Genomic DNA, 22,300 nt, shown 5'->3' on the forward strand with positions numbered 1-22,300 from the left:
AGATGACGAAGACCGAAGAATCGAGCCAGGTGACCGTGCTGGGACTCGGCACTATGGGGTCGGCGATCGCGAAAGCATTCCTGAACCATGGATATCGCACCATGGTCTGGAACCGGACGGCGAGCAAGGCGGACGCGTTGGTCGAAGCGGGTGCGAGAACGGCCGCGACGGCAGCGGATGCCGCGGCGGCGAGCCCACTCGTGGTGGTCTGCGTATTGGACGGTGGCGCGGTCGAAGACGTGCTCTCGTCTGTCGGCACGGCGGTCGAGGGCAAGGTGCTGGTGAACGTCACCAGCGGATCCGCAGGTCAGGCAAGGGGGAACGAGCGGTGGGCGAACGAGCGCGGCGCCGAGTACCTCGACGGAAAGATCATGGGTGATCCGCCGGACGTCGGCACGGGCAACATCATGTTTCCGTTCAGCGGCTCCCGCAACGCGTACGAGGCACACGAGTCGGCTCTGAAGTCGTTGGGCGGCATCGCTTACCACGGCGAGGATGCAGGCGTGGCAGCCGTGGAGTTCATGGCGCAGGTCGCACTGTCCTATGAACTGCTCATCGGGTACCTGCATGTGCTCGAGCTGGTTCGGGCCGAGGGCATCGACGTGGTGGACTTCGCCGGTCGCGCCGCGGGCACGGTAGCCATGCTTCCTCCGCTGCTGCAGTCGATGGGAGCGGCCGTGAAGAGCGGAAACTACCGGCCGGACCTCGGTTCCCTCGATGTCCAGGCCGCGCTGATGGACGACATGATCAGCCACCGTGAATCACTCGGCGTGGAAGCTGTTCGGATGCGGGAGGTCAAGGAGCTGATGGACCGCCGGATCGCCGGTGGTCATGGCGGCCAGGGCTTCTCGAGTCTGTTCGAGCTGGTGACCAAACCATGACACGGCCGATCCAGGTGTCGTCACGGGCCACGGAGCCGAGTTCAGCACACAGAACCACAGGGCAGCGTCGATGGTGGGCGCTCGGGTTCGTACTGACTGGAAACCTGGCGGTCTTCGCCGCGGTGACCATGATGAATGTTGCACTGCCCGAGGCGCAGCGGGTGCTCGGTCTGTCCGACAGCTCGCTGGCTGCGGTCGTGACGCTGTACTCGCTCTTCTTCGGGGCGTCCATGTTGCTGGGTGGACGCCTCGCCGACGTCCTCGGACTGCGCCGGAGTCTGATCTCGGGCATGGTCGGATTCGCAGCTGCGTCGTTGCTCGGTGGGCTGGCCATGACCGCCGAAGTGCTACTGGTAGCTCGTGCGCTGCAAGGCGTGGCCGGTGCACTGGTCGCCGCTACAGCACTGGCGATTATCTCGGTGATGTTCCCTGAGGGGACCGATCGGTCGCGTGCCTTCGCCGCCTTCGGCATGGTCATGGGTATGGGCACCGCAGCCTCGTTCGCCCTCGCCGGAGCACTTGTCGACGGCATGTCGTGGCGTTGGGTCATGCTCGTGAACACCCCACTGGCTCTGGTCGTGGCGCTGGGGCTGGCCCGCACCGCACCCATCACGCCGACGGCCGCGCACAGGCAGTTGGGGCTGGGCAGTGCGGCACTGGTCACCACCGCACTGGGGCTGCTGGTCTTCGGATTCGACCGCACACGTGTCCTCGGTTGGGCCGAGCCGCAGGTATGGGCGATCCTGGTGGGTGCGGCTGCGTTGTTCTCCATGTTCGTGGTGACGTTGCGACGATCGGCGAATCCGCTCGTACCGCAGCAACTTTTGGCCGATCGACAGCGGTTGGCGGCCTTCGTCGCGGTCTTCGCAGTCGGAATCGGCATGTTCGCCGGCATGTACATCCTCACCTCATTCCTGCAGGGCGTTCTCGGCTACAGCGCGTTGGTGACAGGAGTGGCGTTCCTTCCGTTCGGGCTGGGCGCCGTCGTGACCTCGCAGCTGTTGTCCGCGGCGGCGGACCGGGTTCGATCAGGTGTGATGCTCGGGGTCGGTCTCCTCGTAGTGGCAGCCGCGATCGCAACGTTCATGCGGTTGGGCCCGGACGCCACGTACCTGACCGGCATCCTCCCGGCGATGCTGCTCCTCGGTGTGGGCGGAACCATCGTGATGGTCGTCGGGTCGAATACTGCTACCGCGAATGCCGGCACCGACAGCGGGATCGCCAGTGCGCTCGTCAATTCGGGCCAGCAGATAGGAGCTGCTCTCGGTACGGCTCTGCTCACTGCGGTGATGGCCGCGTCGGCCAACCGACATGTTGGTCGGCTCGGACCCGAGGAGACCGCTATGTCGGGCTACGGTGACGCCAGTGTCGTCGGCGCAGCCGTAGTCGCCGTCAGCGCCGTTGCGGTGCTGGTCCTGAGTCGATCGGCCGACCGAGCTCGACTTGCGTGAGGAAGTGGCGCACGCTGCCGCGCGCGACCGTCGCCCAGATCAGGATCAGTGCGGACAGCATGACGAGTGCTGCCGTGTGCAGTGCATTCCAGCCGGCGGCAGTGCCGAGGCTGTTTGCGCCGAGAGCGCACGCGCCCAGCGGGAAGGTGAAACTCCACCAGCCGGGGTTGAACCGCAGTCCGTTCGCGAAGGCGCCGACGGTGATCGTGGCGACGGCACCGAGCGCAACAATACCGACAGCTCCGATCACGCAGCCGTAGACGAGGCCGAAGTCGCGCAACCAGCGATTGTCGGTGTCCTGCGCGAGCAAATTCGCGGCCGCGACCGATTGCCCGACGACACCGAGCGGAATCCACAGGGTCGGGGTGGTGGACACTTCCGGAAGTCCGTTGCGGAGCATGTTACGACCGACGATGAGCATGGTGGGGATCGCGCCGGCCAACGCGAGGACGAAAAGTCCGTAACTCGCGAGAAGAATCGCCACGTGCGGGGCACCGGAAGGCACGTGTTGGGCGATGCCCGCACCGCCCGTCGCCGACACCATCGGAGGCACGAGGGGCATGAGCCATACCGTCGTGGGTGCGGACGGATACCCGTTTCGCAACCGCGTGGCCATGACGACATAGGTGACGAGTCCGAGTGCCGTTCCGATGCTCCACAGCGCGACGGTGACCGCCACGGGTGCGTGGTGGTGCACCGCCGACGCGACGGTCATGAACGCCATCGACACCGCCCCGTAGAAAGGGAACATGTGCGGGCTCCGGGCATCGGTTGCCGCCGACTCCGGACTGCGGATCCACGTGACCGCGAGCGCTGTCGTAAGGACTGCCAGCAACATCGACGCAAGAATTGCGAACACGGTCGCGACGGCGGGTGCCGCTGCGACGTCGCTGGGCAGGGCCGCGGCCATTACCGAGACTATGCCTGTCCCCATCACTGCGGCGAACCAATTCGGAGTCATGACACCACTCTCTCGATTGCGCCGACACGCCGGTAGACGGCTCGCGATTGGCGCGCCACAAAACTCGATTGTGCCGATAGCCTGTATTTGTGCCGATCTCTCCGCGTGTGCCCGAACTCGGTGCGCTCGATGTGCTGTTGTCCGTCGAGCGGTTGGGGAGCATGGGCGCTGCCGGCCGCGAACACGGGTTGAGTCAGCAGGCGGTGAGTGCGCGGGTTCGTACCTCGGAACGGCTGCTCGGAATCAAGGTGTTCGACCGAGGAGCCGGTGGCGTCCAGCCGACCAGGGAAGGCGCCCTGATACTCGAATGGGCCAGCCTGATCCTCGAGACCGCGAACGAACTCGCATCCGGTGTCGCGGCACTGAGAGGGGAGCGGGAAGCGGGCCTGACCGTCGCCGCAAGCATGACGATCGCCGAGTACCTGGTTCCGGGGTGGACCGTCGCGATGCGGCGGAGGTTTCCGGACGTCGTCACGTCGGTGAAGTTGCTCAACTCCACCGAGGTGTCGGCGACCGTGCTGTCGGGTGGTGCCGACCTCGGCTTCGTGGAGGGTCCGGACATCCCGGCGCGCCTCCAGTCACGCGAGGTCGCTCGGGATCACCTCGTGGTGATCGTCCCGCCCGACCACGAGTGGGCCAACCGTCCGGCGATCACGGTCGACGAGTTCACTCGGACCCCATTGATTCAACGGGAATCGGGTTCCGGAACGAGAACCACCCTCGAGAACGCACTGCCGCAGTGCGTCGACCCACTTCTGGAGCTGACCTCGTGCACCGCGGTGAAGGCCGCCGTGGTGGCAGGCAACGCACCCGCCGTCGTGTCGTCACTCGCCGTGGCCGCCGATCTGACGGACGGTCGACTCGCGTCCGTGGAGGTCGAGGGACTGGATCTGCCTCGCAGGCTCACCGCCGTGTGGGACCGGGACCGTGGACTGCGCGGGCCCGCCCGAGATTTTCTCGACATCGCGCTCGCAGCGAATCGCTAAACGGAACCGTCGAAAGAGAACTGGCGCCACGCCTCGTAGGTAGCGACCGCCGCCGCATTCGACAGGTTCAGCGAGCGGCGGCCCGGCAGCATGGGAATGCGGAGCAGGTCCGTGATGTGAGGGTCCGCGAGGGTCTCGTCCGACAACCCGGTGGGCTCGGGTCCGAACAACAACACGTCGTCGCGTTCGTAGGCGACATCCGCGTAGGACCTCGTCGCGTGGGCAGTGAATGCGAATACCCGGTTAGGTTTCACTGCCGCCCACGCAGCCTCCAGGTTCTCGTGAACGAAGACGGACGCGAGATCGTGGTAGTCGAGGCCGGCGCGTTTGAGTTTCGGTTCGGAAAGGTCGAAACCCAATGGACCGACGAGGTGAAGCTCGCACCCTGTCCCCGCAACCATACGAATGGCATTTCCCGTGTTGGGCGGGATACGGGGCTCGTGGAACATCACTTTGAACACCTGCGTGAGCATACGTCTCGCGCGTAATCGCCCGGGACCTCGGTGGCGCTTGTAGTTTGGCAGGCATCATTCGACGTCAGACGTGGAGTTGTTCGCATGGGTGCACTTCGTTTCGAGTCCGAGAGCTTCGCGGCCGATTACGTCGTGGTGGGTGCCGGCTCTGCCGGTTCCGTCATCGCCAACCGGCTCAGTGCCAGATCGTCGAACCGGGTCGTGGTCCTGGAAGCGGGTCCCGAGGACAACGACAAGTTCGTCCACATTCCCGCCGGATTCGCGCAGCTTTTCCGGACTGAACGTGACTGGAACTATTCGACGACCCCTCAGTCACAACTGGGCAATCGTGAGATCTATTGGCCGCGCGGAAAGATGCTCGGCGGGTCGTCGTCCATGAACGCGATGATGTGGGTACGTGGTTTCGCGGCCGACTACGACGAGTGGGCGACGATCGCCGGTGACGAATGGTCCTTCCGCAATGTGGCCGACATCTACCGGCGGATCGAGATGCGGGATGCGGAGGACGAATCCGACGACGGCTCCGTCGGCCCGCTGCACGTCTCCCGGCAGCGCAGCCCGCGTCCGTTGACCGCCGACTTCCTTTCCGCGGTGGAATCGGCCGGGTTCGTTCGGGAACGGGCCAACCTGCCCGGTCCGGAAGGGTTCACCGAGACCCGGGTCACGCAGAAGAGGGGTTCGAGGTGGAGCACCGTGGACGCGTACCTCGCCCCGGCCCGGAAGCGGTCGAATCTCGACGTGATCACCGAGGCGCTGGTCACGCGAGTGGTCTTCGAGGGGGCTCGCGCCGTGGGAGTCGAGTATCGCAAGGGCGGCCGCTCGCACACGGTCACGGCACGTTGTGAAGTGGTGCTGTGCGGCGGCGCGATCAACTCACCGCAATTGCTGATGCTGTCGGGAATCGGAGATCCGGACCAACTGTCCCGGCACCGGATTCCGGTCGTCCACGATGCCCCCGCAGTCGGGCGTAATCTGGCCGATCACCTCGCGTGCCCGCTGGGCTACAGCGTGGAGTCGGGCTCACTGTTCACCGCCCAGAAACCGCGTCAGCTACTCGATTATCTGTTGCGACACAAGGGGATGCTCACATCGAACGTCGGTGAAGCGTACGGATTCGTCCGCAGCAACCCCGAACTCGACCTACCCGATCTGGAGCTGATCTTCGCGCCCGCGCCCTTCTACGACGAGGGTCTCGGTGAGCCGTCCGCCGAGGGCGTCGCGATGGGTCCGATCCTCCTGCGCCCGCACAGCAGGGGCACGATCGTCCTCGAGTCGGGGGATCCGACAGCGAAGCCGAAGATCGACCCGCGCTACCTCTCGGACGACAACGGCGCGGACCGCGCGGCAATGATGGAAGGACTGCGAATCACTCACCGCATCGCGACGGCACCACCGTTGGCGGCGAAACTCGGCGACTTTCTGCAGCCTCCCGCGTCCGACGCGTCGCTCGAGGAGACGTTCGAAACTGCGCTGTCCGAGTTCTCGCACACGCTGTATCACCCGGTCGGAACGTGCCGGATGGGGAAGGACGCAGCCAGCGTCGTCACACCCGAGTTGACCGTTCGCGGGGTGGAGGGACTGCGCGTTGCCGACGCCTCGGTGATGCCGACTCTCGTTCGTGGGCACACCCACGCACCGAGCGTCATGATCGGCGAGCGCGCAGCCGATCTGATGGTGACGCATCATGGGTAGATGAGTTCCGACGAGGAGACCATCGGCGAAGACTACGGAGACGCTCGCCTGCCGCGGCAGGAGTGGAAGCAACGCCATTTCACCAACTGCACGTTTCGCGATGCGGACCTCTTCGGGCTGAGCACACAGAACGTGGTGTTCACGGACTGCGATTTCACCGGCGCGGACCTCGGTGAATCACGACACCTGGCGACCGCGTTCCGCTCCTGCAATTTCACTCGAACAACCCTGTGGCACAGTGAGTTCAGAAGCTGCAGCTTCCTCGGCTCCACATTCGAGAACTCCCGACTGCGCCCCATGTACATCGACGAATGCGATTTCACTCTCGCCTCCCTGGGCGGCGCGGACCTGCGTGGTCTCGACTTCACCGACTGCCGCTTCCGAGAGACGAATCTGGTTCGCACCGACCTCCGCGACTGCCTGCTGCGGTCCGTCGATCTGTTCGGCGCCCGCACCGGCGGCGCCAAACTGGACGGTGCGGATCTGCGCGGCGCGCACGTCGATGCCGGGCTGTGGACGTCCGCGTCGTTGGCGCGAACGAAGATCGAGCTGACCCAGGCCGTGGCCTACGCCACCGCCCAGGGACTCACGGTGGAGGGCAGCTGACGAAGCCGGGAACGACCTGAAACAATGGCGCGGTGACTGCAACGATCCTCGATGGCAAAGCGACCCGCGACGAGATCTTCGAAGACCTGAAGGTGCGCGTGAGTGCGCTGAAAGCCAAGGGCATCACCCCTGGCCTGGGCACCGTGCTGGTCGGTGACGACCCGGGATCGGCCGCGTACGTCCGTGGCAAGCACAACGACTGCGCGAAGGTCGGCATCACCTCGCTCCGTCGGGACCTGCCTGCCGACACCACCCAGGAAACCCTCGACGCCACCATCGACGAGCTCAACGCGAACGCGGAATGCACCGGATACATCGTGCAGTTGCCGGTTCCGAAGCAGCTCGACGAGAACGCCGCGCTCGAGCGGATCGACCCCGACAAGGACGCGGACGGCCTGCACCCGGTGAACCTGGGTCGTCTGGTTCTCGGCAAGCAAGCACCCTTGCCCTGCACTCCGCGGGGCATTCTGCATCTGCTGCGCCGCTATGAGGTGCCCATCGCAGGTGCCCACGTCGTCGTGGTCGGCCGCGGAATCACCGTCGGACGGCCGATCGGTCTGCTGTTCACCCGGCGCAGTGAGAATGCCACGGTCACGCTGTGTCACACCGGAACCCGAGACCTCGCTGCGGAGGTGCGCCGCGCCGACATCGTGATCGCCGCCGCCGGCGTGCCCGGCCTGATCACGCCGCAGATGGTCAAGCCCGGTGCTGCCGTCCTCGACGTGGGAGTCAGCCGAACCGAAGAGGGACTCCGCGGCGACGTCGCCTCGGGTGTCGTCGATGTGGCGGGTTTCCTGTCGCCGAACCCGGGCGGGGTGGGACCGCTGACCCGCGCTTTCCTGCTGACCAACGTTGTCGAGCGGGCCGAACGTATGGCTGCATCGGTCTGACATGGCCGATTGGGCGCGCTTCACGAAGAAGAACCTGCCGATGGTGGCCGTCGCCGTCGTCATCCTGATCGCCGTCGTTTTCGTGTTGGCCGACAGGTGGCGACGCGGCGCGTTCGTATTCGGTGTGGCGACCCTGCTGGCTGCGATTCTGCGACTGGTGCTCAGCGACGACCGCGCAGGACTTCTCGTGGTGCGTAGCCGCCCCTTCGATGTCGGGGCGCTGGCAACCGTCGGCGCAACGATCGTGATTCTTGCGGTATCGATCGACCCGCTCGGGACGGACTGACCCGCCGGTGCGTCAGCGCCCGGAGCGGGCCAGATCCATCGTCTCGACCAGCAGCTTCGACACGGCTTCCGCTTCGGTCAGGAATCCGTCGTGGCCGTCCCTGGACTCGAGAATTCGCAGGCCGTCGCACGTGGGGATTGTCTCGGCGAGCTCCTCCTGCAGCCGGAGGGGGTACAGGCGGTCCGAGTCCACGCCGCCCACCACGACCGGTGCGGTGATGGTGGCGAGAGCAGCAGCCACGCCGCCCCGTCCGCGTCCCACGTCGTGCCGGTTCATGGCCTCGCTGAGCAGGACGTAGGTGGCCGGGTCGAACCGGTTCACAAGCTTGTCCGCCTGGTGTTCGAGGTAGCTCTGGACCGCGTACCGTCCGCCGTTCCACGGATCCTCGTTCGCCTGCGGGGAGATTCCGAAGCGCGAGTCCAACTCGATCTCGGTGCGATACGTGAGGTGCGCGATGCGCCGCGCGATGCCCAGCCCGCGGCGGGGGATACGGCCCGTGCCGTGGTAGTCGCCGCCCTGCCAGTCGGGATCTCCCTCGATGGCCGCGATCTGGGTGGTCTGCGTACCGATCTGATCCGCCGTGGCGCGGGCACCGACGGCAAGAACCAGGGCAGACGCAACACGGTCGGGGTAGCTGATCGCCCACTCGAGGGTGCGCATCCCACCCATCGACCCACCGATGACCGAAGCCAGCTTCTCGATACCCAGGATGTCGGCGAGCCTGCGCTCCGCCTCGATCTGGTCGCGGATCGAGATCTCCGGGAATCGACTACCCCAGGGTTTGCCGTCCTCGGCGAGCGAAGCAGGCCCGGTGCTGCCCTGGCACCCGCCGAGCACGTTGGTGGCCAGAACGCACCACTCGTCGGTGTCGACGGGAGCGCCCGGTCCGACCATGCCGTTCCACCAGCCGGGGGCCGGATGCTCGTCGCTGACCTCGCCGGACACGTGCGAATCGCCGGTGAGGGCGTGCTCGATGAGAACGACGTTGTCGCGGTTGGGGGAGAGCTCACCCCACTTCTCCACCGCAAGCGTGACCGAAGGCAGTCGTGCGCCGCTCTCGAGTTCGAGTGGGCCGATGTCGACGTAGCCGAGGCGGCCGTCGGCAGGCAGGAGCGAGGTCACTGGGCTCGTGGTCAAGATGCTGCTGCCTCCAGTCCGGCCTGCACGTCGGCGAGGATGTCGTCGATGCCTTCGATTCCTACGGCCAGACGGACGAGTCCGGGGGTGACGCCTGCAGCGAGCTGTTCTTCGGGGGTGAGTTGGGAGTGTGTCGTCGACGCGGGGTGGATCACGAGCGAGCGGACGTCGCCGATGTTGGCGACGTGGCTGTGCAGGGTGAGCGCGTTGACGAACCTCTTGCCTGCCTCGAGGCCGCCGGCGACCTCGAAGGTGACGATGGCGCCGGTGCCGCGTGGCGCGATCGTGCGTCCCCGTTCGTACCAGGGAGAAGAGGGGAGCCCCGCATAACCGACGGACGTGACGTCCTCACGAGCCTCGAGGAACTCGGCCACCTTCTGGGCGTTTTCCACGTGCCGCTGCATACGCAGGCTCAGGGTTTCGATGCCCTGTGCGATGAGGAATGCGTTGAACGGTGACACGGCCGGACCGAGGTCGCGGAGCAGTTGGACGCGGGCCTTGAGGGCGTAGGCGGGTGCGCCGAGGTCGGCGAAGACGACGCCGTGGTAGCTGGGATCGGCGGTGGTGAAGCCGGTGTGGCGTCCCTGGGTCCAGTCGAAGGTGCCGCTGTCGACGATGACACCGGCGATGGACGTGCCGTGGCCGCCGAGGTACTTGGTGGCCGAGTGCACGACGATGTCGGCGCCGTGCTCGAACGGCCGGATCAGGTAGGGGGTGGCAACCGTGTTGTCGACGATCAGCGGCAGCCCCGAATCGTGTGCGACGCCCGAGATCCCCTCGATGTCCAGTACGTCGTTCTTGGGGTTGGAGATGGTTTCGGCGAAGAATGCCTTCGTGTTGTCGCGGATCGCACTCTGCCACTGTTCGAGGTCGTCGGGGTCGTCGACGAAGGAGACCTCGATACCGAGCTTGGGCAAGGTGTAGTGAAAGAGGTTGTACGTGCCGCCGTAGAGGTAGGGGCTCGAGACGATGTGGTCGCCGGCTTCGGCGAGGTTGAGGATCGCAAGGGTTTCTGCGGCTTGGCCGGAGGCGACGAGCAGTGCCGCGACGCCGCCTTCGAGCGCTGCGATGCGTTGTTCGACCGCGTCCTGGGTGGGGTTCATGATGCGGGTGTAGATGTTGCCCGGCTCGGCGAGACCGAACAGGGCGGCGGCGTGGTCGGTGCTGTCGAAGGTGTAGCTGGTGGTCTGGTAGATCGGCAGGGCGCGCGCTTTGGTGGTGGCGTCCGAGGTCTGCCCGGCGTGGATCTGCTTGGTCTCGAACGACCAGTGCGCCGTGGGGTCCGCAGCGGCTGCGTCGGTGTCGTTGGTGTCGGTCATGGTTGCCTCCGTGAAGGTGTGGCGTGGTGGGGCCGGCAGTCGGTGAGTACCAGGGCCTGCGACCGGTTCGCGATCACCTACGACAACAACGCATGTGCAACCTCCGTGTAGTGCTTCATGCCGATCTTAGCGGCTGGGGTCGATCTTCCTGAAGTGGCACGGATCAGGGGTTCTATCAGGCAATAGTTACCAGCCGGTAATGAGAAGTTCGTCGGCCCGCCGGTTGCGCCGGACAGGCTTAGCAGTACGCTTGTCTTGTTTGGGTTCGGTCTCCCGGGAGCGGATCGGAACGTCTAGGTTTGATAAGCGAACCGTTCGCGGACCACTCACAAAGTGAGCCCGCAACCGTGTAACCAGGGAAACTTCCTAGGAGGACGCGAAGCACCCATGTCCAAAATCAAGGTTGAGGGCACCGTCGTCGAACTCGACGGCGACGAGATGACGCGCATTATCTGGCAGTTCATCAAAGACAAGCTGATCCACCCGTACCTCGACGTCGATCTCGAGTACTACGACCTCGGCGTCGAGTACCGCGACGAGACCGACGACCAGGTCACCGTCGATGCTGCGAATGCGATCAAGAAGCATGGTGTGGGCGTCAAGTGCGCAACCATCACGCCCGACGAGGCTCGTGTCGAAGAGTTCGGCCTGAAGAAGATGTGGCGGTCCCCGAACGGGACGATCCGCAACATTCTCGGTGGCACGATCTTCCGTGCACCGATCATCATTTCCAACGTTCCGCGACTGGTTCCCGGCTGGACCAAGCCGATCATCATCGGCCGTCACGCCTTCGGCGACCAGTACCGCGCCACCGACTTCAAGGTTCCCGGCCCCGGCAAGGTGATGATCAGCTACACGCCGGAAGACGGCAGTGAGCCGATCGAGCACGAGCTGGTGACCTTCCCCGAAGGGGGCGGCGTCGTGCAGGGGCAGTACAACTTCACCAAGTCCATCGAGGACTTCGCCCGCGCCTCGCTCAACTACGGCCTGCAGCAGAACTACCCGGTGTACCTGTCCACCAAGAACACGATCCTCAAGGCCTACGACGGCGCGTTCAAGGACATCTTCCAGCACATCTACGAGACCGAGTTCAAGCCGGAGTTCGACGCGGCGGGCCTCACCTACGAGCACCGCCTCATCGACGACATGGTCGCCTCGGCGCTCAAGTGGGAGGGCGGCTACGTCTGGGCGTGCAAGAACTACGACGGTGACGTCCAGTCGGACACGGTTGCACAGGGCTTCGGTTCGCTGGGACTCATGACCTCGGTGCTGCTGACGCCGGACGGAAAGACCTGCGAGGCGGAGGCTGCACACGGCACCGTCACGCGTCACTACCGTCAGCACCAGCAGGGCAAGCCCACGTCCACCAACCCCATCGCCTCGATCTTCGCGTGGACGCGTGGACTCGAGCACCGCGGCAAACTGGACAACACCCCCGAGGTCATCGGCTTCGCGCAGGAACTCGAAGACGTCGTCATCAAGACGGTCGAGGGTGGGCAGATGACCAAGGACCTCGCCATGCTCGTGGGCGGCGACCAGGGATACCTCACCACCGAGGAGTTCCTCGGCGCACTGGACATCAACCTCCAGAAGGCGATCTCCTCGAAGTAGGAGCTCGCACCGCCACCCGGGACGTCCCACAGTGGGGCGTCCCGTTCGCGTTCCTACACCACGAGCGGGTCGAGTCGCTCGTCGTGGAAGGCCACGAGGCTGCGAATGCGGACCGCCTCGGGCAGCGGGTGTTCGTAGCTCCAGGCGATGTTCTCGAGCGCGTGCCCGTCGATGACCGCAGTCCAGTACGTGGCCTCGCCCTTGTAGGGGCACACGGTGCGGGTATCGCTGGGACGTAGTTCGGCGGCGACGTCGCCGCGGGGGAGGTAGTAGCGGGCTTCCGGGAAGCCCGTCTCGAACACCATCTCGCAGCGATGCGAATCCGCGATCACCGCGCCCGCGAATCGCAGCGTCACCCGGCGTGCACTGTGCACGACGTCCACCCGGTGGTATGGGTCGCGCGGGTGTCCCACCACTTCCTCGTCCTCTTCGCGCCACGTGAAGGCGGTAGGGGCGAGGAGGACGAACTCCGCGAGATCCGGGTCCGTTAGCCGAGTCGCGTCGTCGCCGACACGGTCCATGTCGACGTCCCGGGCAGGAAGGCCGTAGACCGGCACCGGGCTACCCGGTTGCCACACCAGGACCGCCGACGTCGAATCTGCGACCGTGACGCCGTGCGCGTCGGCGCGCACCCGCTTGGTCGTCGGCTGATAGCGCAGTCGATTCGCGATCGAGGCCAGATGGTCTTGCATCTTCGATGCCATGCTCTCGATTCTGCTCGGTGAGAGAGGTCACTGCCAGCGGAAGGGCGAAGCGGGAATGTTGCGATGGCAATCGACTGTTCGTACCTTCCGTTCCCTTTTGTGTGCCGCTATCGAAAGACACTTCGTTTTGACGACTTCTGCGCCCGCCCGTCCGTCCACCACCGACTCGGAGCATGCCGCGACCCGGCGTGTTGCGATGGTGGCGTTGGCGCTCGGTGGTTTCGGAATCGGAACCACCGAATTCGTGGCGATGGGCCTTTTGCCCGAAATGGCGACCGGGTTGGACGTCTCCGAACCGACCGCCGGGCACGTCATTTCGGCGTATGCGCTCGGCGTGGTGGTGGGTGCGCCCCTGATCGCGGCGTTGAGCGCCAGGGTGCCACGCAAGCATCTTCTGCTCGGCCTGATGATCGCCTTCACAGTCGGCAACGCGGCGTCCGTCTTCGCTCCCAACTACGAGACGCTGATGGTGGCCAGATTCGTCGCCGGGCTGCCGCACGGCGCCTACTTCGGAGTTGCCTCGCTGGTTGCGGCACATCTGGCCCGGCCCGGCGAGCGCGCGAAGGCGGTCGCGCTCGTGATGATGGGGCTGTCCGTCGCCAACGTCGTGGGCGTTCCCGCAGCCTCTTCGCTCGGGCAGCACCTCGGGTGGCGTACAGCCTTCGCACTCGTTGCCGTGATCGGTGCGGCGACAGTGGCCGCGATCTGGCGTTGGGTGCCCGAGCTCTGTGCCATGAACGTCACCAACCCGATCACCGAACTGGGTGCACTGCGGCGTCCACAGGTCTGGATGACCCTCGTCATCGGCATGGTCGGGTTCGGTGGCATGTTCGCCGTCTACACGTACATCAGCACGACCCTGACGGACGTGTCCGGACTGTCGCGATCGCTCGTTCCCCTGGCTCTGATGATCTACGGAGTCGGCATGGTGGCGGGCAACTTCGTCGGCGGCCGGCTCGCCGACCGCGCGCTCATGCCGGGCCTGTTCGCGTCGATGACCGCGCTCGGGGTGATGCTGGCGGTTTTCGTGTTCGCCTCGCACAACCCGGTGACCGCGCTCGTGCTCGTCTTCGGAATCGGTGCTGCCGGATCGTCGATGGTTCCGGGCCTGCAGACACGTCTGATGGACGTGGCCGCCGACGCCCAGACCCTCGCGGCTTCCCTGAACCACGCAGCGTTGAACATCGCGAACGCCTTCGGAGCGTGGATCGGCGGGGTCGTCATCGCCGCGGGCCACGGATACACCGCGCCCGCGGCGGTCGGTGGTGCGCTCGCAGTTGCGGGTCTGGTGGTTCTGAGTCTGGCAGTCCTGATGGAACGCAGGTCGGCCGATCGGGAACGCGCGCACGCTTCCTGACTCCACACTTGTGTCAGCACGGTCGGCTACGGTGCTGTGCGTGTCTCACATCATCACCACCGTCAACGTCAACGGCGTGCGTGCGGCCGTGCGCAAGGGCATGACCGACTGGCTCGAGCGTTCCTCCGCGGACATCGTCTGCCTCCAGGAGACCCGTGCCTCCGACAAGCAGTTGCACGATGCCCTCGCGTCTGCACTGGAAGAGGACTGGCACCTGGTGTCGGCCGAGCCCAGTGCGAAAGGCCGCAACGGCGTGGCCATCCTGTCCCGCAAGCCGGCGGACGCGGTCCGGATCGGCCACGGTGACGAGGAGTTCGCGGACGCCGGCAGGTACATCGAGGCCGACTTCGGTGACCTCACCGTCGGCAGCCTCTACCTTCCCTCCGGTGAGGCGCAGACGCCGAAGCAGGACGAGAAGGAGCGCTTCATGGCCTCCTTCTCACGGCACTTGTCCGGGCTTGCGGCAGGCACCGTGAAGTCGGAGCGAGACGTCGTCGTGTGCGGCGACTGGAACATCGCGCACGCCGAGAACGATCTGAAGGCGTGGAAGACCAACAGGAAGTCCTCGGGATTCCTCCCGAACGAGCGCGAATGGTTCGGAAACCTGCTCGCCGAAGATCCCGCGTGGGTCGACGTGGTGCGTGAGCTCCACCCGGATGTGGCAGGCCCCTACTCGTGGTGGTCGTACCGCGGCAAGGCGTTCGACAACGACTCCGGTTGGCGGATCGATTATCACCTGGCCACGACCGGGCTGGCCGAGCGCGCAAAGCAGGCCGTCGTCGAGCGTGCAGAATCCTATGACCTGAGGTGGTCCGACCATGCTCCGGTCACTGTTCAGTACCGCTAGAAGGCGGGCACTCGCCGTATTCGCCGCACTGGCGCTGATCATCGCGGTTGCGCTGGCGTGCACGCCGGGTGGGTCCACCATTTCCAGCCCGACCGGCAGTGACGGGATTCCGGCCCGGGTCGCGGCCACGTTGGCGGAGATCGATGCCGGTGCGTGGCCGGAGTCCGCGAACGCGCCAGGCACCAAGGGTGGCGCGACCTTCCGCAACAACGAGGGGCACTTGCCGGAAGTTACCTCCGACGGCACGAAGATCCGTTATCGGGAATGGGATGTGAACCCGAAACAGCCCGGTCGTGGGCGGGACGCGGAGCGGATAGTCACGGGAGACGACCGTTCGGCGTGGTTCACTGTCGATCACTACGACTCATTCACGAGGATTCGATGAGCGATGAACGGACGACCACGGTCTCGGACTTCCTTTCCGGCAACGCCGTGTTCGGGTACGTGTCCGGGTCACCGAGCAGTGCCGATCAGGTTGCCGCGGAATCACGCGAGGCCGGGATGGTGGCGCGTGTCGTACGCGGGTCTCGAATGCGCACGCTCGGGGCACTGTTCGACGAGTTTGCGGCCAGTTTCCAGTTCCCGCACTACTTCGGCCACAACAAGGATGCGTTCGACGAATGCATGCGCGATCTGGACGAGTTCACCGGCGGCGGTGCGGGGTACGTGGTGGTGGTCCGCGACTCCGAACAGCTGCTGGCGGACGAGCCGAAGGTCCGCGCATGGTTCGACGAGTCGATGGAGTTCTACGCAGAGGAATGGAGCCCCACACCCTTCCGGGTGGTGTTGCAGGGAGCAGGAGACGCGCCGCAGGGCGTTGCGTTCGTGAACCTTCGACCGGCATGAAAAGATCGGTAACCATGTCGTCGCCTGAAGTGAAATCCACAACCAAGCCACGGGTGCTCTCCGGCATCCAGCCCACCGCCGATTCGTTCCACCTCGGCAATCTTCTCGGCGCCTTGCAGCAATGGATTCCCTTGCAGGACGACTTCGACGCCTTCTACTTCATCCCGGACCTGCACGCGATCACCGTGGCGCAGGATCCGAAGGAACTGCGCGCGAGAACCAAGCGTGGTGTCGCACAGTTGCTGGCGCTCGGGATCGACCCCGACCGCGCCACCCTGTTCCTACAGAGTCAGGTCCCCGAGCACGCCCAGCTGGCGTGGGTGCTCAACTGCATTACCGGTTTCGGAGAAGCGAGCCGAATGACGCAGTTCAAGGACAAGTCGAGCAAGCAGGGCAGTGACAACACCAGCGTCGGATTGTTCACCTACCCGGTACTGATGGCCGCGGACATTCTGCTCTACCGACCTCAGCGCGTTCCGGTGGGCGAGGACCAGCGCCAGCACCTCGAGCTCGCCCGCGACCTCGCGGGACGTTTCAACAGTCGTTTCGGCAGGGCGTTCGTCGTTCCCGAAGCTCAGATCATCAAGGGCACGTCCAAGATCTACGACCTGCAGGACCCGACCTCGAAGATGAGCAAATCGGGTCCGAGTCCCGCCGGATTGATCAACCTTCTGGACGACCCCAGGGTGTCGGCCAAGAAGATCAAGTCCGCAGTCACCGACAACGAGCGAGAGATTCGCTACGACCCCGAGTACAAGGCGGGAGTCAGCAACCTGCTCACCATTCAGGCAGGACTGTCCGGCAGGTCCGTCGACGAATTGGTTGCCGGCTACGAGGGCAAGGGCTACGGCGATCTCAAGTCCGACACCGCAGAGGTGCTCGCCGACTACGTGACCCCGCTGCAGGCGCGCGTGAAGGAGTATCTGGCCGACGAAGCCGAACTGGACCGGATCATGGCCGCGGGCGCGCACCGTGCCCGGGAAGTCTCGGCTCAGACCCTCGCCACCGTGTACGACAAGGTTGGATTCCTCAGGTCGAAAGGATGACGTTCCATGGCTGAAGGCCCGAGTTTTCTCGAGCGTCAGCGGGCTGCCCGTCCGTGGCTGGATCACTTGGTCCGTGCGGCCAAGCGGTACCAGGAACAAAAGGGTGACTACTACGCCGCCGGGATCACGTACTTCAGCGTTCTCGCTCTGGTGCCGATCATCATGGTGGCGTTCGCCATCGCCGGTTTCGTGTTGGCAGGGCACCCGGAGTGGCTGACCCAGATTCAGGACAGTGTGACGGAGGCAGCGCCGGGCAGTCTCGGTGAAACTCTGAACCAGACGATCGACTCGGCAATCGCCTCGCGCGCGGGCGTCGGCATCATCGGTCTGCTCGGTGCCGCATATGCAGGCCTGGGTTGGATGGCCAACCTGCGGGACGCCCTCACAGCGATGTGGGAGAGCCAGCGCGAGTCGGACGGGTTCGTCAAAACCAAGATCAGTGACGGGATCAACCTGCTCGGCCTCGGCTTGGCGATCGTGGTCTCCATCGGTGCCTCGGCGCTCAGCAGTGGGCCCATCACCAAGTGGGTCGTGGACCTTCTGCACTTGGACGCGATTCCGGGCATCGGAATCGGCTTGCGCATCCTGTCCACCGTGCTTGCCGTGGCAGCGACGTGGGCGATCTTCACATGGATCATTTCTCGGCTCCCGCGTGAGCCGGTCGCGTTCCGCAGTGCCATCAAAGCCGGTTTGCTCGGCGCGGTGGTGTTCGAGATCTTCAAGCAGGTCGCGGCCATCTACCTGGCTTCTGTCACGAGCGGACCCGCGGGTGCGGCTTTCGGTCCGATCATCGGTTTGCTCGTGTTCGTCTTCATGACCTGCCGGATGATCCTGTTCGCGACCGCCTGGGCGGCCACCACCGAAGAAAGCATGGCGATGGCATTCGTGCCGCCTCCGGACCCGGCGATCATCTCGCCGCGGATGCACGTTTCCGGGCGTCCTTCGGCGCGAAGTGGCGCGGCACTGGTCGGCGTCGGAATCGTTGCCGCTCTGGGGCTTTCCGGCCTGTTCGGACGTAAGAAGTCGCGCAGCTGAGCGTGGTTCGCAGCGCAGCGGTCAACGGCGCGCTCGACCCAGCCTTCGGGCCCAGCCGAGTAGTCCGATGACCACACCGGTTCCGACCACACCGACACCCGCCCGCACGGCGAGCGAATTGCCGGTGTCGTCGGAACCGGATGCCTGGACGGTTCCCGAAGGCGCGTGATCCGGGGGAGCGGCAGCCAAGGCCGCGGTCTCGTCCCCGGACACTTCGTCGACAGGCAGATTCTCGAGCGAGCCGACCGAATCGGCGTCGAGTGCGAAGCCGTAATCGAGGAGTCGCGCAGCCTGCTCCCACGGCCGCAACGGTTGTGCCTCGCCACCCATGAGGGTGACCATCAAACGGTGGCCGTCACGCTCGGCCCCGCCGACGTAGGTGTGGCGTGCGTCGTCCGTGAAGCCGGTTTTGCCGCCGAACGAACCCTCGTAGTTGTAGAGAAGCTGATTGTCGTTCGCGAGCGCGAAGGCAGGCTTGTCCTCGTCCCCGGGGATCGTGGGGTTCTTGGGGAAGCCGGGGAATTCGACGTGCTCCGTCGAGATCAGCCTCGCGAAGGTGGGGTTCTTCATGGCGGCGTGAAGGATCACGGCCAGATCGAACGGCGAACTGCTCATACCGGGGCCGTCGAGGCCCGACGGGGTGGCGGTTCGGGTGTCGTGAGCGCCCAGCTCCTCGGCGAGCGCATTCATCTTGGCGACCGTGGCCTCGTCACCACCGAGTTGGCGGGAGAGTACGTGCGCGGCATCGTTACCGGATGCCATTACGAGCCCCTGCATCAGTTGCATGTTGGTGTACTGGCCGCCTGCACCTATTCCGACGGCGCTGCCCTCGGTGGCGGCGTCTTCGGGGGTCGCGGTGACGGTCTGGTTCAGGTCGAGCTCGTCCAGCGCGACAAGCGCCAGCAGCATCTTGATCGTGCTGGCAGGGCGGTAGCGTCCGTGGGGATCCTTCGCGGCGAGGACCTCGCCGGAATCCACGTCGGCGAGCATCCAACCGGTGGCCGCGATGTCGGCGGGCAGAGGCGGCGCATCGTCGGGCAGGACCACACCGCATTCGCTCATCCGCTCGCCGCCGACGGTTCGGTCAGGGACCGGAACGGGCCTCGGAGCCGTCTCACCGGGCTGGGGGACCTCGGAACGATCGATGGCCGGGGGCGGGATCGATTTGTTCGGGCACGAGTCCGTGTTGGGGGTGCTGAACGGCGGTGGCGTGGTGGGCGGCAGCGGCTCGGCGACTGCCGTGCCGAGGGACAGACCTGCCAGGAGTGCCCCTGCCGCCAATGTTGCACCTGTTCGTTGCCACCTCATCGAAGAGGCAGAGTATTCGATGACCTCGGTCGGAAGCGAGTTCTGACGGGTACGACACGGTGTCGTCCTGCTTTCAGCGGGCGATTGCGCGCACCGCGAGGGTCGCAAGGCGAAGAGTCCCGTCGCGGGTCACTGGCGCTCCCACCACGACCAATCGGTACACGAGGGGGTCGAAGACCGATCGCGCACGGTGTCGCTGTCCAGTCCGTCGCTGGTCGCCTCGCACCTCGTCGGCTACCTCGTGGCGGCACGCGTTCGGTGACCGGATACACGACCACGCCCGACTCCGGACGGGATCGGGCGTAGTCGCAGATCGAGATCTCTAGCGCGAGAACAGGAGAGCGCGCTTGACTTCCTGAATCGCCTTGGTGACCTGAATGCCGCGAGGGCACGCATCGGTGCAGTTGAACGTGGTGCGGCACCGCCACACGCCGTCCTTGTCGTTCAGGATGTCCAGACGTTCGGACGCCCCCTCGTCACGGCTGTCGAAGATGAAGCGGTGCGCGTTCACGATCGCGGCGGGACCGAAGTAGCTGCCGTCGCTCCAGTACACCGGGCACGACGTGGTGCAGCAGGCACAGAGGATGCACTTGGTGGTGTCGTCGAAACGAGCACGGTCGTGCTGGCTCTGGATCCGCTCACGCGTGGGCTCGTTGCCCGTGGTGATCAGGAACGGCTTGACGGCGCGGAACGCGTCGAAGAACGGCTCCATGTCGACGACGAGGTCCTTCTCGACCGGAAGACCCTTGATGGGCTCCACCGTGATCGTGATCGGCTTGCCGTCCTTGGGCAGCATGTCCTTCATCAGGATCTTGCAGGCCAAGCGGTTGACGCCGTTGATCCGCATCGCGTCCGACCCGCACACGCCGTGGGCGCAGCTACGACGGAACGTGAGGGTGCCGTCGAGGTAACCCTTCACGTACAGCAGGAGGTTGAGCATTCGGTCCGTGGGGAGCGCGGGGACCTGGAAGCTGTCCCACCGCTGGCCGTCGCCCGACTCGGGATCGAACCGTGCGATCTTGAGGGTGACCATGACGGCCTCGTCCGGAACCGGAGGAAGGTCCGACTTGTCTTCGCTCTTGTCGACTACAGGTGCGCTCATCAGTACTTACGCTCCATCGGCTCGTAGCGGGTCTGGATCACCGGCTTGTAGTCCAGACGGATGTCGGAGAGCAGGCCGTCGCCCTCCTTGTAGGCCATCGTGTGCTTCATGTATTCGGCGTCGTTGCGATCCGGGAAGTCCTCGCGGGCGTGACCACCGCGCGATTCCTTGCGGTTCAGGGCGCCGACGACCGTGACCTCGGCCATCTCCAGGAGGAAGCCCAGTTCGACGGCTTCGAGCAGGTCGCTGTTGTAGCGCTTGCCCTTGTCCTGCACGGTGATGTGGTTGTACCGCTCTTTTAGGGCGCGAACGTCCTTCAGTGCCTGCGTGAGGCGCTCTTCGGTACGGAACACCGAGGCGTTGTTGTCCATCGACTGCTGCAGCTCGCTGCGGATGTCGGCGACACGCTCGTGGCCGTGGTCGGAGAGGATGACAGCCATCCAGTCGTCGACCATCTTCTCGGGCGTCTCCGGCATGTCGACGAATTCGGTCTCGTTCGCGTACTTCGCGGCGGCGATGCCGGCGCGGCGACCGAAGACGTTGATGTCGAGCAGGGAGTTGGTGCCGAGACGGTTGGCGCCGTGCACGGATACGCAGGCGCACTCGCCGGCGGCGTACAGGCCCTTGACGATCTCGTCGTTGTTGCGAAGCACCTCACCGTTGATCCGGGTGGGGATACCGCCCATGACGTAATGGCAGGTGGGGTAGACCGGCACCGGCTCCTTGACGGGGTCCACACCGAGGTACGTACGAGAGAACTCCATGATGTCGGGGAGTTTCTCGTCGAGGACTTCCTCGGGGATATGGGTCACGTCGATGTAGACGTAATCCTTGTTCGGGCCGGCGCCGCGGCCTTCGAGAACCTCGAGAACCATCGACCGCGCCACGATGTCGCGTGGTGCGAGGTCCTTGATGGTGGGGGCGTAGCGCTCCATGAAGCGTTCGCCGTCGACGTTTCGGAGGATGCCGCCCTCACCACGAACAGCCTCGGAGATGAGGATGCCGAGGCCGGCGAGACCTGTCGGGTGGAACTGGTGGAACTCCATGTCCTCGAGGGGGAGGCCCTTGCGGAAGATGATGCCCATGCCGTCACCGGTGAGGGTGTGAGCGTTGGACGTCGTCTTGTACATGCGGCCCGAACCACCGGTCGCGAAGACGATGGACTTGGCGTGGAAGACGTGGATCTCGCCGGTGGCCAACTCGTACGCGATGACGCCGGTGGCGACCGGTCCGTCCTCGGTCTCGGTGATGGCGATGTCGAGGGCGTAGAACTCGTTGAAGAACTCGACGTCGTGCTTGACGCAATTCTGGTACAGCGTCTGGAGGATCATGTGGCCGGTGCGGTCCGCGGCGTAACAAGCGCGGCGAACCGGCGCCTTGCCGTGGTCGCGGGTGTGACCACCGAAACGACGCTGGTCGATCTTTCCCTCGGGCGTGCGGTTGAAAGGCAGACCCATCTTCTCGAGGTCTAGGACCGCGTCGATGGCCTCTTTGGCCATGATCTCGACCGCGTCCTGGTCGGCGAGGTAGTCGCCGCCCTTGACGGTGTCGAAGGTGTGCCACTCCCAGTTGTCTTCCTCCACGTTGGCGAGGGCGGCGCACATGCCGCCCTGTGCCGCGCCGGTGTGGCTGCGGGTGGGGTAGAGCTTGGTCAGAACCGCGGTGCGAGCCTGGGGCCCGGCCTCGATGGCTGCGCGCATGCCAGCGCCGCCTGCGCCGACGATGACCACGTCATAACGGTGTTCCTGCATGAAGTCTGTGC

General features: G+C 65.3%; 22 protein-coding genes. 14 read left to right on the forward strand and 8 right to left on the reverse strand.

The genetic code is table 11. The features are described from left to right. Positions 1–2: 2 nt before the first annotated feature. Together ACFWO3_RS01990 and ACFWO3_RS01995 are read left to right on the forward strand one after the other, a co-directional pair. Positions 3–881: an NAD(P)-dependent oxidoreductase gene (locus ACFWO3_RS01990; protein WP_378573138.1), complete on the forward strand. Its 879-nt coding sequence runs from the start codon at positions 3–5 to the stop codon at positions 879–881. Then, positions 878–2,332, forward strand: a complete 1,455-nt coding sequence (locus ACFWO3_RS01995; RefSeq protein ID WP_378573140.1) for an MFS transporter — start codon at positions 878–880, stop codon at positions 2,330–2,332. Before ACFWO3_RS01990 ends, ACFWO3_RS01995 begins: the two co-directional genes overlap by 4 nt. On the opposite strand, the gene ACFWO3_RS02000 is transcribed toward ACFWO3_RS01995, so the two are convergent. Beyond that, positions 2,274–3,293: a TDT family transporter gene (locus ACFWO3_RS02000; RefSeq protein ID WP_378573142.1), complete on the reverse strand. Its 1,020-nt coding sequence runs from the start codon at positions 3,291–3,293 to the stop codon at positions 2,274–2,276. The genes ACFWO3_RS01995 and ACFWO3_RS02000 overlap by 59 nt on opposite strands. 89 nt (positions 3,294–3,382) lie before the next feature. Between ACFWO3_RS02000 and ACFWO3_RS02005 the strand changes: the two genes are divergently transcribed. Continuing rightward, positions 3,383–4,279, forward strand: a complete 897-nt coding sequence (locus tag ACFWO3_RS02005) for a LysR family transcriptional regulator (RefSeq protein ID WP_378573144.1) — start codon at positions 3,383–3,385, stop codon at positions 4,277–4,279. Here the strand turns inward: ACFWO3_RS02005 and ACFWO3_RS02010 are convergent. Then, positions 4,276–4,740, reverse strand: a complete 465-nt coding sequence (locus ACFWO3_RS02010; RefSeq protein WP_378573146.1) for a tRNA (cytidine(34)-2'-O)-methyltransferase — start codon at positions 4,738–4,740, stop codon at positions 4,276–4,278. The genes ACFWO3_RS02005 and ACFWO3_RS02010 overlap by 4 nt on opposite strands. A 96-nt stretch (positions 4,741–4,836) precedes the next feature. Here ACFWO3_RS02010 and ACFWO3_RS02015 point away from each other — a divergent pair, with 96 nt between their 5' ends. Genes ACFWO3_RS02015 through ACFWO3_RS02030 form a run of 4 tightly spaced genes read left to right on the forward strand, consistent with a single transcriptional unit; the run spans position 4,837 to position 8,226 of the window. Then, the gene (locus ACFWO3_RS02015) at positions 4,837–6,444 is read left to right on the forward strand and encodes a GMC family oxidoreductase (protein ID WP_378573148.1); all 1,608 of its coding nucleotides are present in this window, start codon (positions 4,837–4,839) and stop codon (positions 6,442–6,444) included. Continuing rightward, a complete protein-coding gene (locus ACFWO3_RS02020; RefSeq protein ID WP_378573151.1) occupies positions 6,445–7,050 on the forward strand; it encodes a pentapeptide repeat-containing protein in 606 nt (201 codons plus the stop codon). Positions 7,051–7,082: 32 nt separating this feature from the next. Beyond that, positions 7,083–7,940, forward strand: a complete 858-nt coding sequence (locus tag ACFWO3_RS02025) for a bifunctional methylenetetrahydrofolate dehydrogenase/methenyltetrahydrofolate cyclohydrolase (protein ID WP_378573153.1) — start codon at positions 7,083–7,085, stop codon at positions 7,938–7,940. Between the two features lies 1 nt (position 7,941). After that, positions 7,942–8,226 (forward strand): DUF3017 domain-containing protein, encoded by a 285-nt coding sequence (locus ACFWO3_RS02030; RefSeq protein WP_378573155.1) that lies wholly within the window; start codon positions 7,942–7,944, stop codon positions 8,224–8,226. Positions 8,227–8,238: 12 nt separating this feature from the next. On the opposite strand, the gene ACFWO3_RS02035 is transcribed toward ACFWO3_RS02030, so the two are convergent. Together ACFWO3_RS02035 and ACFWO3_RS02040 are read right to left on the reverse strand one after the other, a co-directional pair. Then, the gene (locus tag ACFWO3_RS02035) at positions 8,239–9,363 is read right to left on the reverse strand and encodes a homoserine O-acetyltransferase (RefSeq protein WP_378573157.1); all 1,125 of its coding nucleotides are present in this window, start codon (positions 9,361–9,363) and stop codon (positions 8,239–8,241) included. After that, positions 9,360–10,682 (reverse strand): bifunctional o-acetylhomoserine/o-acetylserine sulfhydrylase, encoded by a 1,323-nt coding sequence (locus tag ACFWO3_RS02040; protein WP_378573159.1) that lies wholly within the window; start codon positions 10,680–10,682, stop codon positions 9,360–9,362. Before ACFWO3_RS02040 ends, ACFWO3_RS02035 begins: the two co-directional genes overlap by 4 nt. Before the next feature lie 387 nt (positions 10,683–11,069). Here ACFWO3_RS02040 and ACFWO3_RS02045 point away from each other — a divergent pair, with 387 nt between their 5' ends. Next, on the forward strand, positions 11,070–12,293 hold the full coding sequence (locus ACFWO3_RS02045) for an NADP-dependent isocitrate dehydrogenase (protein WP_378573162.1): 1,224 nt from the start codon (positions 11,070–11,072) through the stop codon (positions 12,291–12,293). A 53-nt stretch (positions 12,294–12,346) separates the two neighbouring features. On the opposite strand, the gene ACFWO3_RS02050 is transcribed toward ACFWO3_RS02045, so the two are convergent. Further along, positions 12,347–12,997 (reverse strand): DUF427 domain-containing protein, encoded by a 651-nt coding sequence (locus ACFWO3_RS02050; RefSeq protein ID WP_378573164.1) that lies wholly within the window; start codon positions 12,995–12,997, stop codon positions 12,347–12,349. A 127-nt stretch (positions 12,998–13,124) separates the two neighbouring features. Between ACFWO3_RS02050 and ACFWO3_RS02055 the strand changes: the two genes are divergently transcribed. The 6 genes from ACFWO3_RS02055 to yhjD are packed head-to-tail and all read left to right on the forward strand — an operon-like array spanning position 13,125 to position 18,128. After that, positions 13,125–14,354, forward strand: a complete 1,230-nt coding sequence (locus ACFWO3_RS02055; RefSeq protein WP_378573166.1) for an MFS transporter — start codon at positions 13,125–13,127, stop codon at positions 14,352–14,354. Positions 14,355–14,394: 40 nt separating this feature from the next. Further along, positions 14,395–15,201, forward strand: coding sequence for an exodeoxyribonuclease III (locus ACFWO3_RS02060; protein WP_378573168.1), 807 nt, complete (start codon positions 14,395–14,397; stop codon positions 15,199–15,201). After that, a complete protein-coding gene (locus ACFWO3_RS02065) occupies positions 15,173–15,586 on the forward strand; it encodes a ribonuclease domain-containing protein (protein WP_378573170.1) in 414 nt (137 codons plus the stop codon). Before ACFWO3_RS02060 ends, ACFWO3_RS02065 begins: the two co-directional genes overlap by 29 nt. Then, entirely contained in the window at positions 15,583–16,047 is a 465-nt protein-coding gene (locus tag ACFWO3_RS02070; RefSeq protein WP_378573172.1) for a barstar family protein, read from the forward strand. The genes ACFWO3_RS02065 and ACFWO3_RS02070 overlap by 4 nt, the downstream gene beginning before the upstream one ends. 14 nt (positions 16,048–16,061) lie before the next feature. Further along, positions 16,062–17,093, forward strand: a complete 1,032-nt coding sequence (gene trpS, locus ACFWO3_RS02075; RefSeq protein ID WP_378573174.1) for a tryptophan--tRNA ligase — start codon at positions 16,062–16,064, stop codon at positions 17,091–17,093. A gap of 6 nt (positions 17,094–17,099) precedes the next feature. After that, complete coding sequence (gene yhjD, locus ACFWO3_RS02080; RefSeq protein WP_378573176.1) at positions 17,100–18,128, forward strand: inner membrane protein YhjD; 1,029 nt, start codon at positions 17,100–17,102, stop codon at positions 18,126–18,128. A 21-nt stretch (positions 18,129–18,149) separates the two neighbouring features. On the opposite strand, the gene ACFWO3_RS02085 is transcribed toward yhjD, so the two are convergent. From ACFWO3_RS02085 to sdhA, 3 genes are all read right to left on the reverse strand, one after another. Next, a complete protein-coding gene (locus ACFWO3_RS02085) occupies positions 18,150–19,436 on the reverse strand; it encodes a D-alanyl-D-alanine carboxypeptidase family protein (protein WP_378573178.1) in 1,287 nt (428 codons plus the stop codon). A gap of 322 nt (positions 19,437–19,758) precedes the next feature. Further along, positions 19,759–20,538 (reverse strand): succinate dehydrogenase iron-sulfur subunit, encoded by a 780-nt coding sequence (locus ACFWO3_RS02090; protein WP_378573180.1) that lies wholly within the window; start codon positions 20,536–20,538, stop codon positions 19,759–19,761. Further along, on the reverse strand, positions 20,538–22,289 hold the full coding sequence (gene sdhA, locus ACFWO3_RS02095; protein WP_378573182.1) for a succinate dehydrogenase flavoprotein subunit: 1,752 nt from the start codon (positions 22,287–22,289) through the stop codon (positions 20,538–20,540). The genes ACFWO3_RS02090 and sdhA overlap by 1 nt, the downstream gene beginning before the upstream one ends. Positions 22,290–22,300: the final 11 nt, after the last annotated feature.

Source organism: Rhodococcus sp. NPDC058521 (assembly GCF_042719695.1).
Taxonomy (GTDB): Bacteria; Actinomycetota; Actinomycetes; order Mycobacteriales; family Mycobacteriaceae; genus Rhodococcus_F.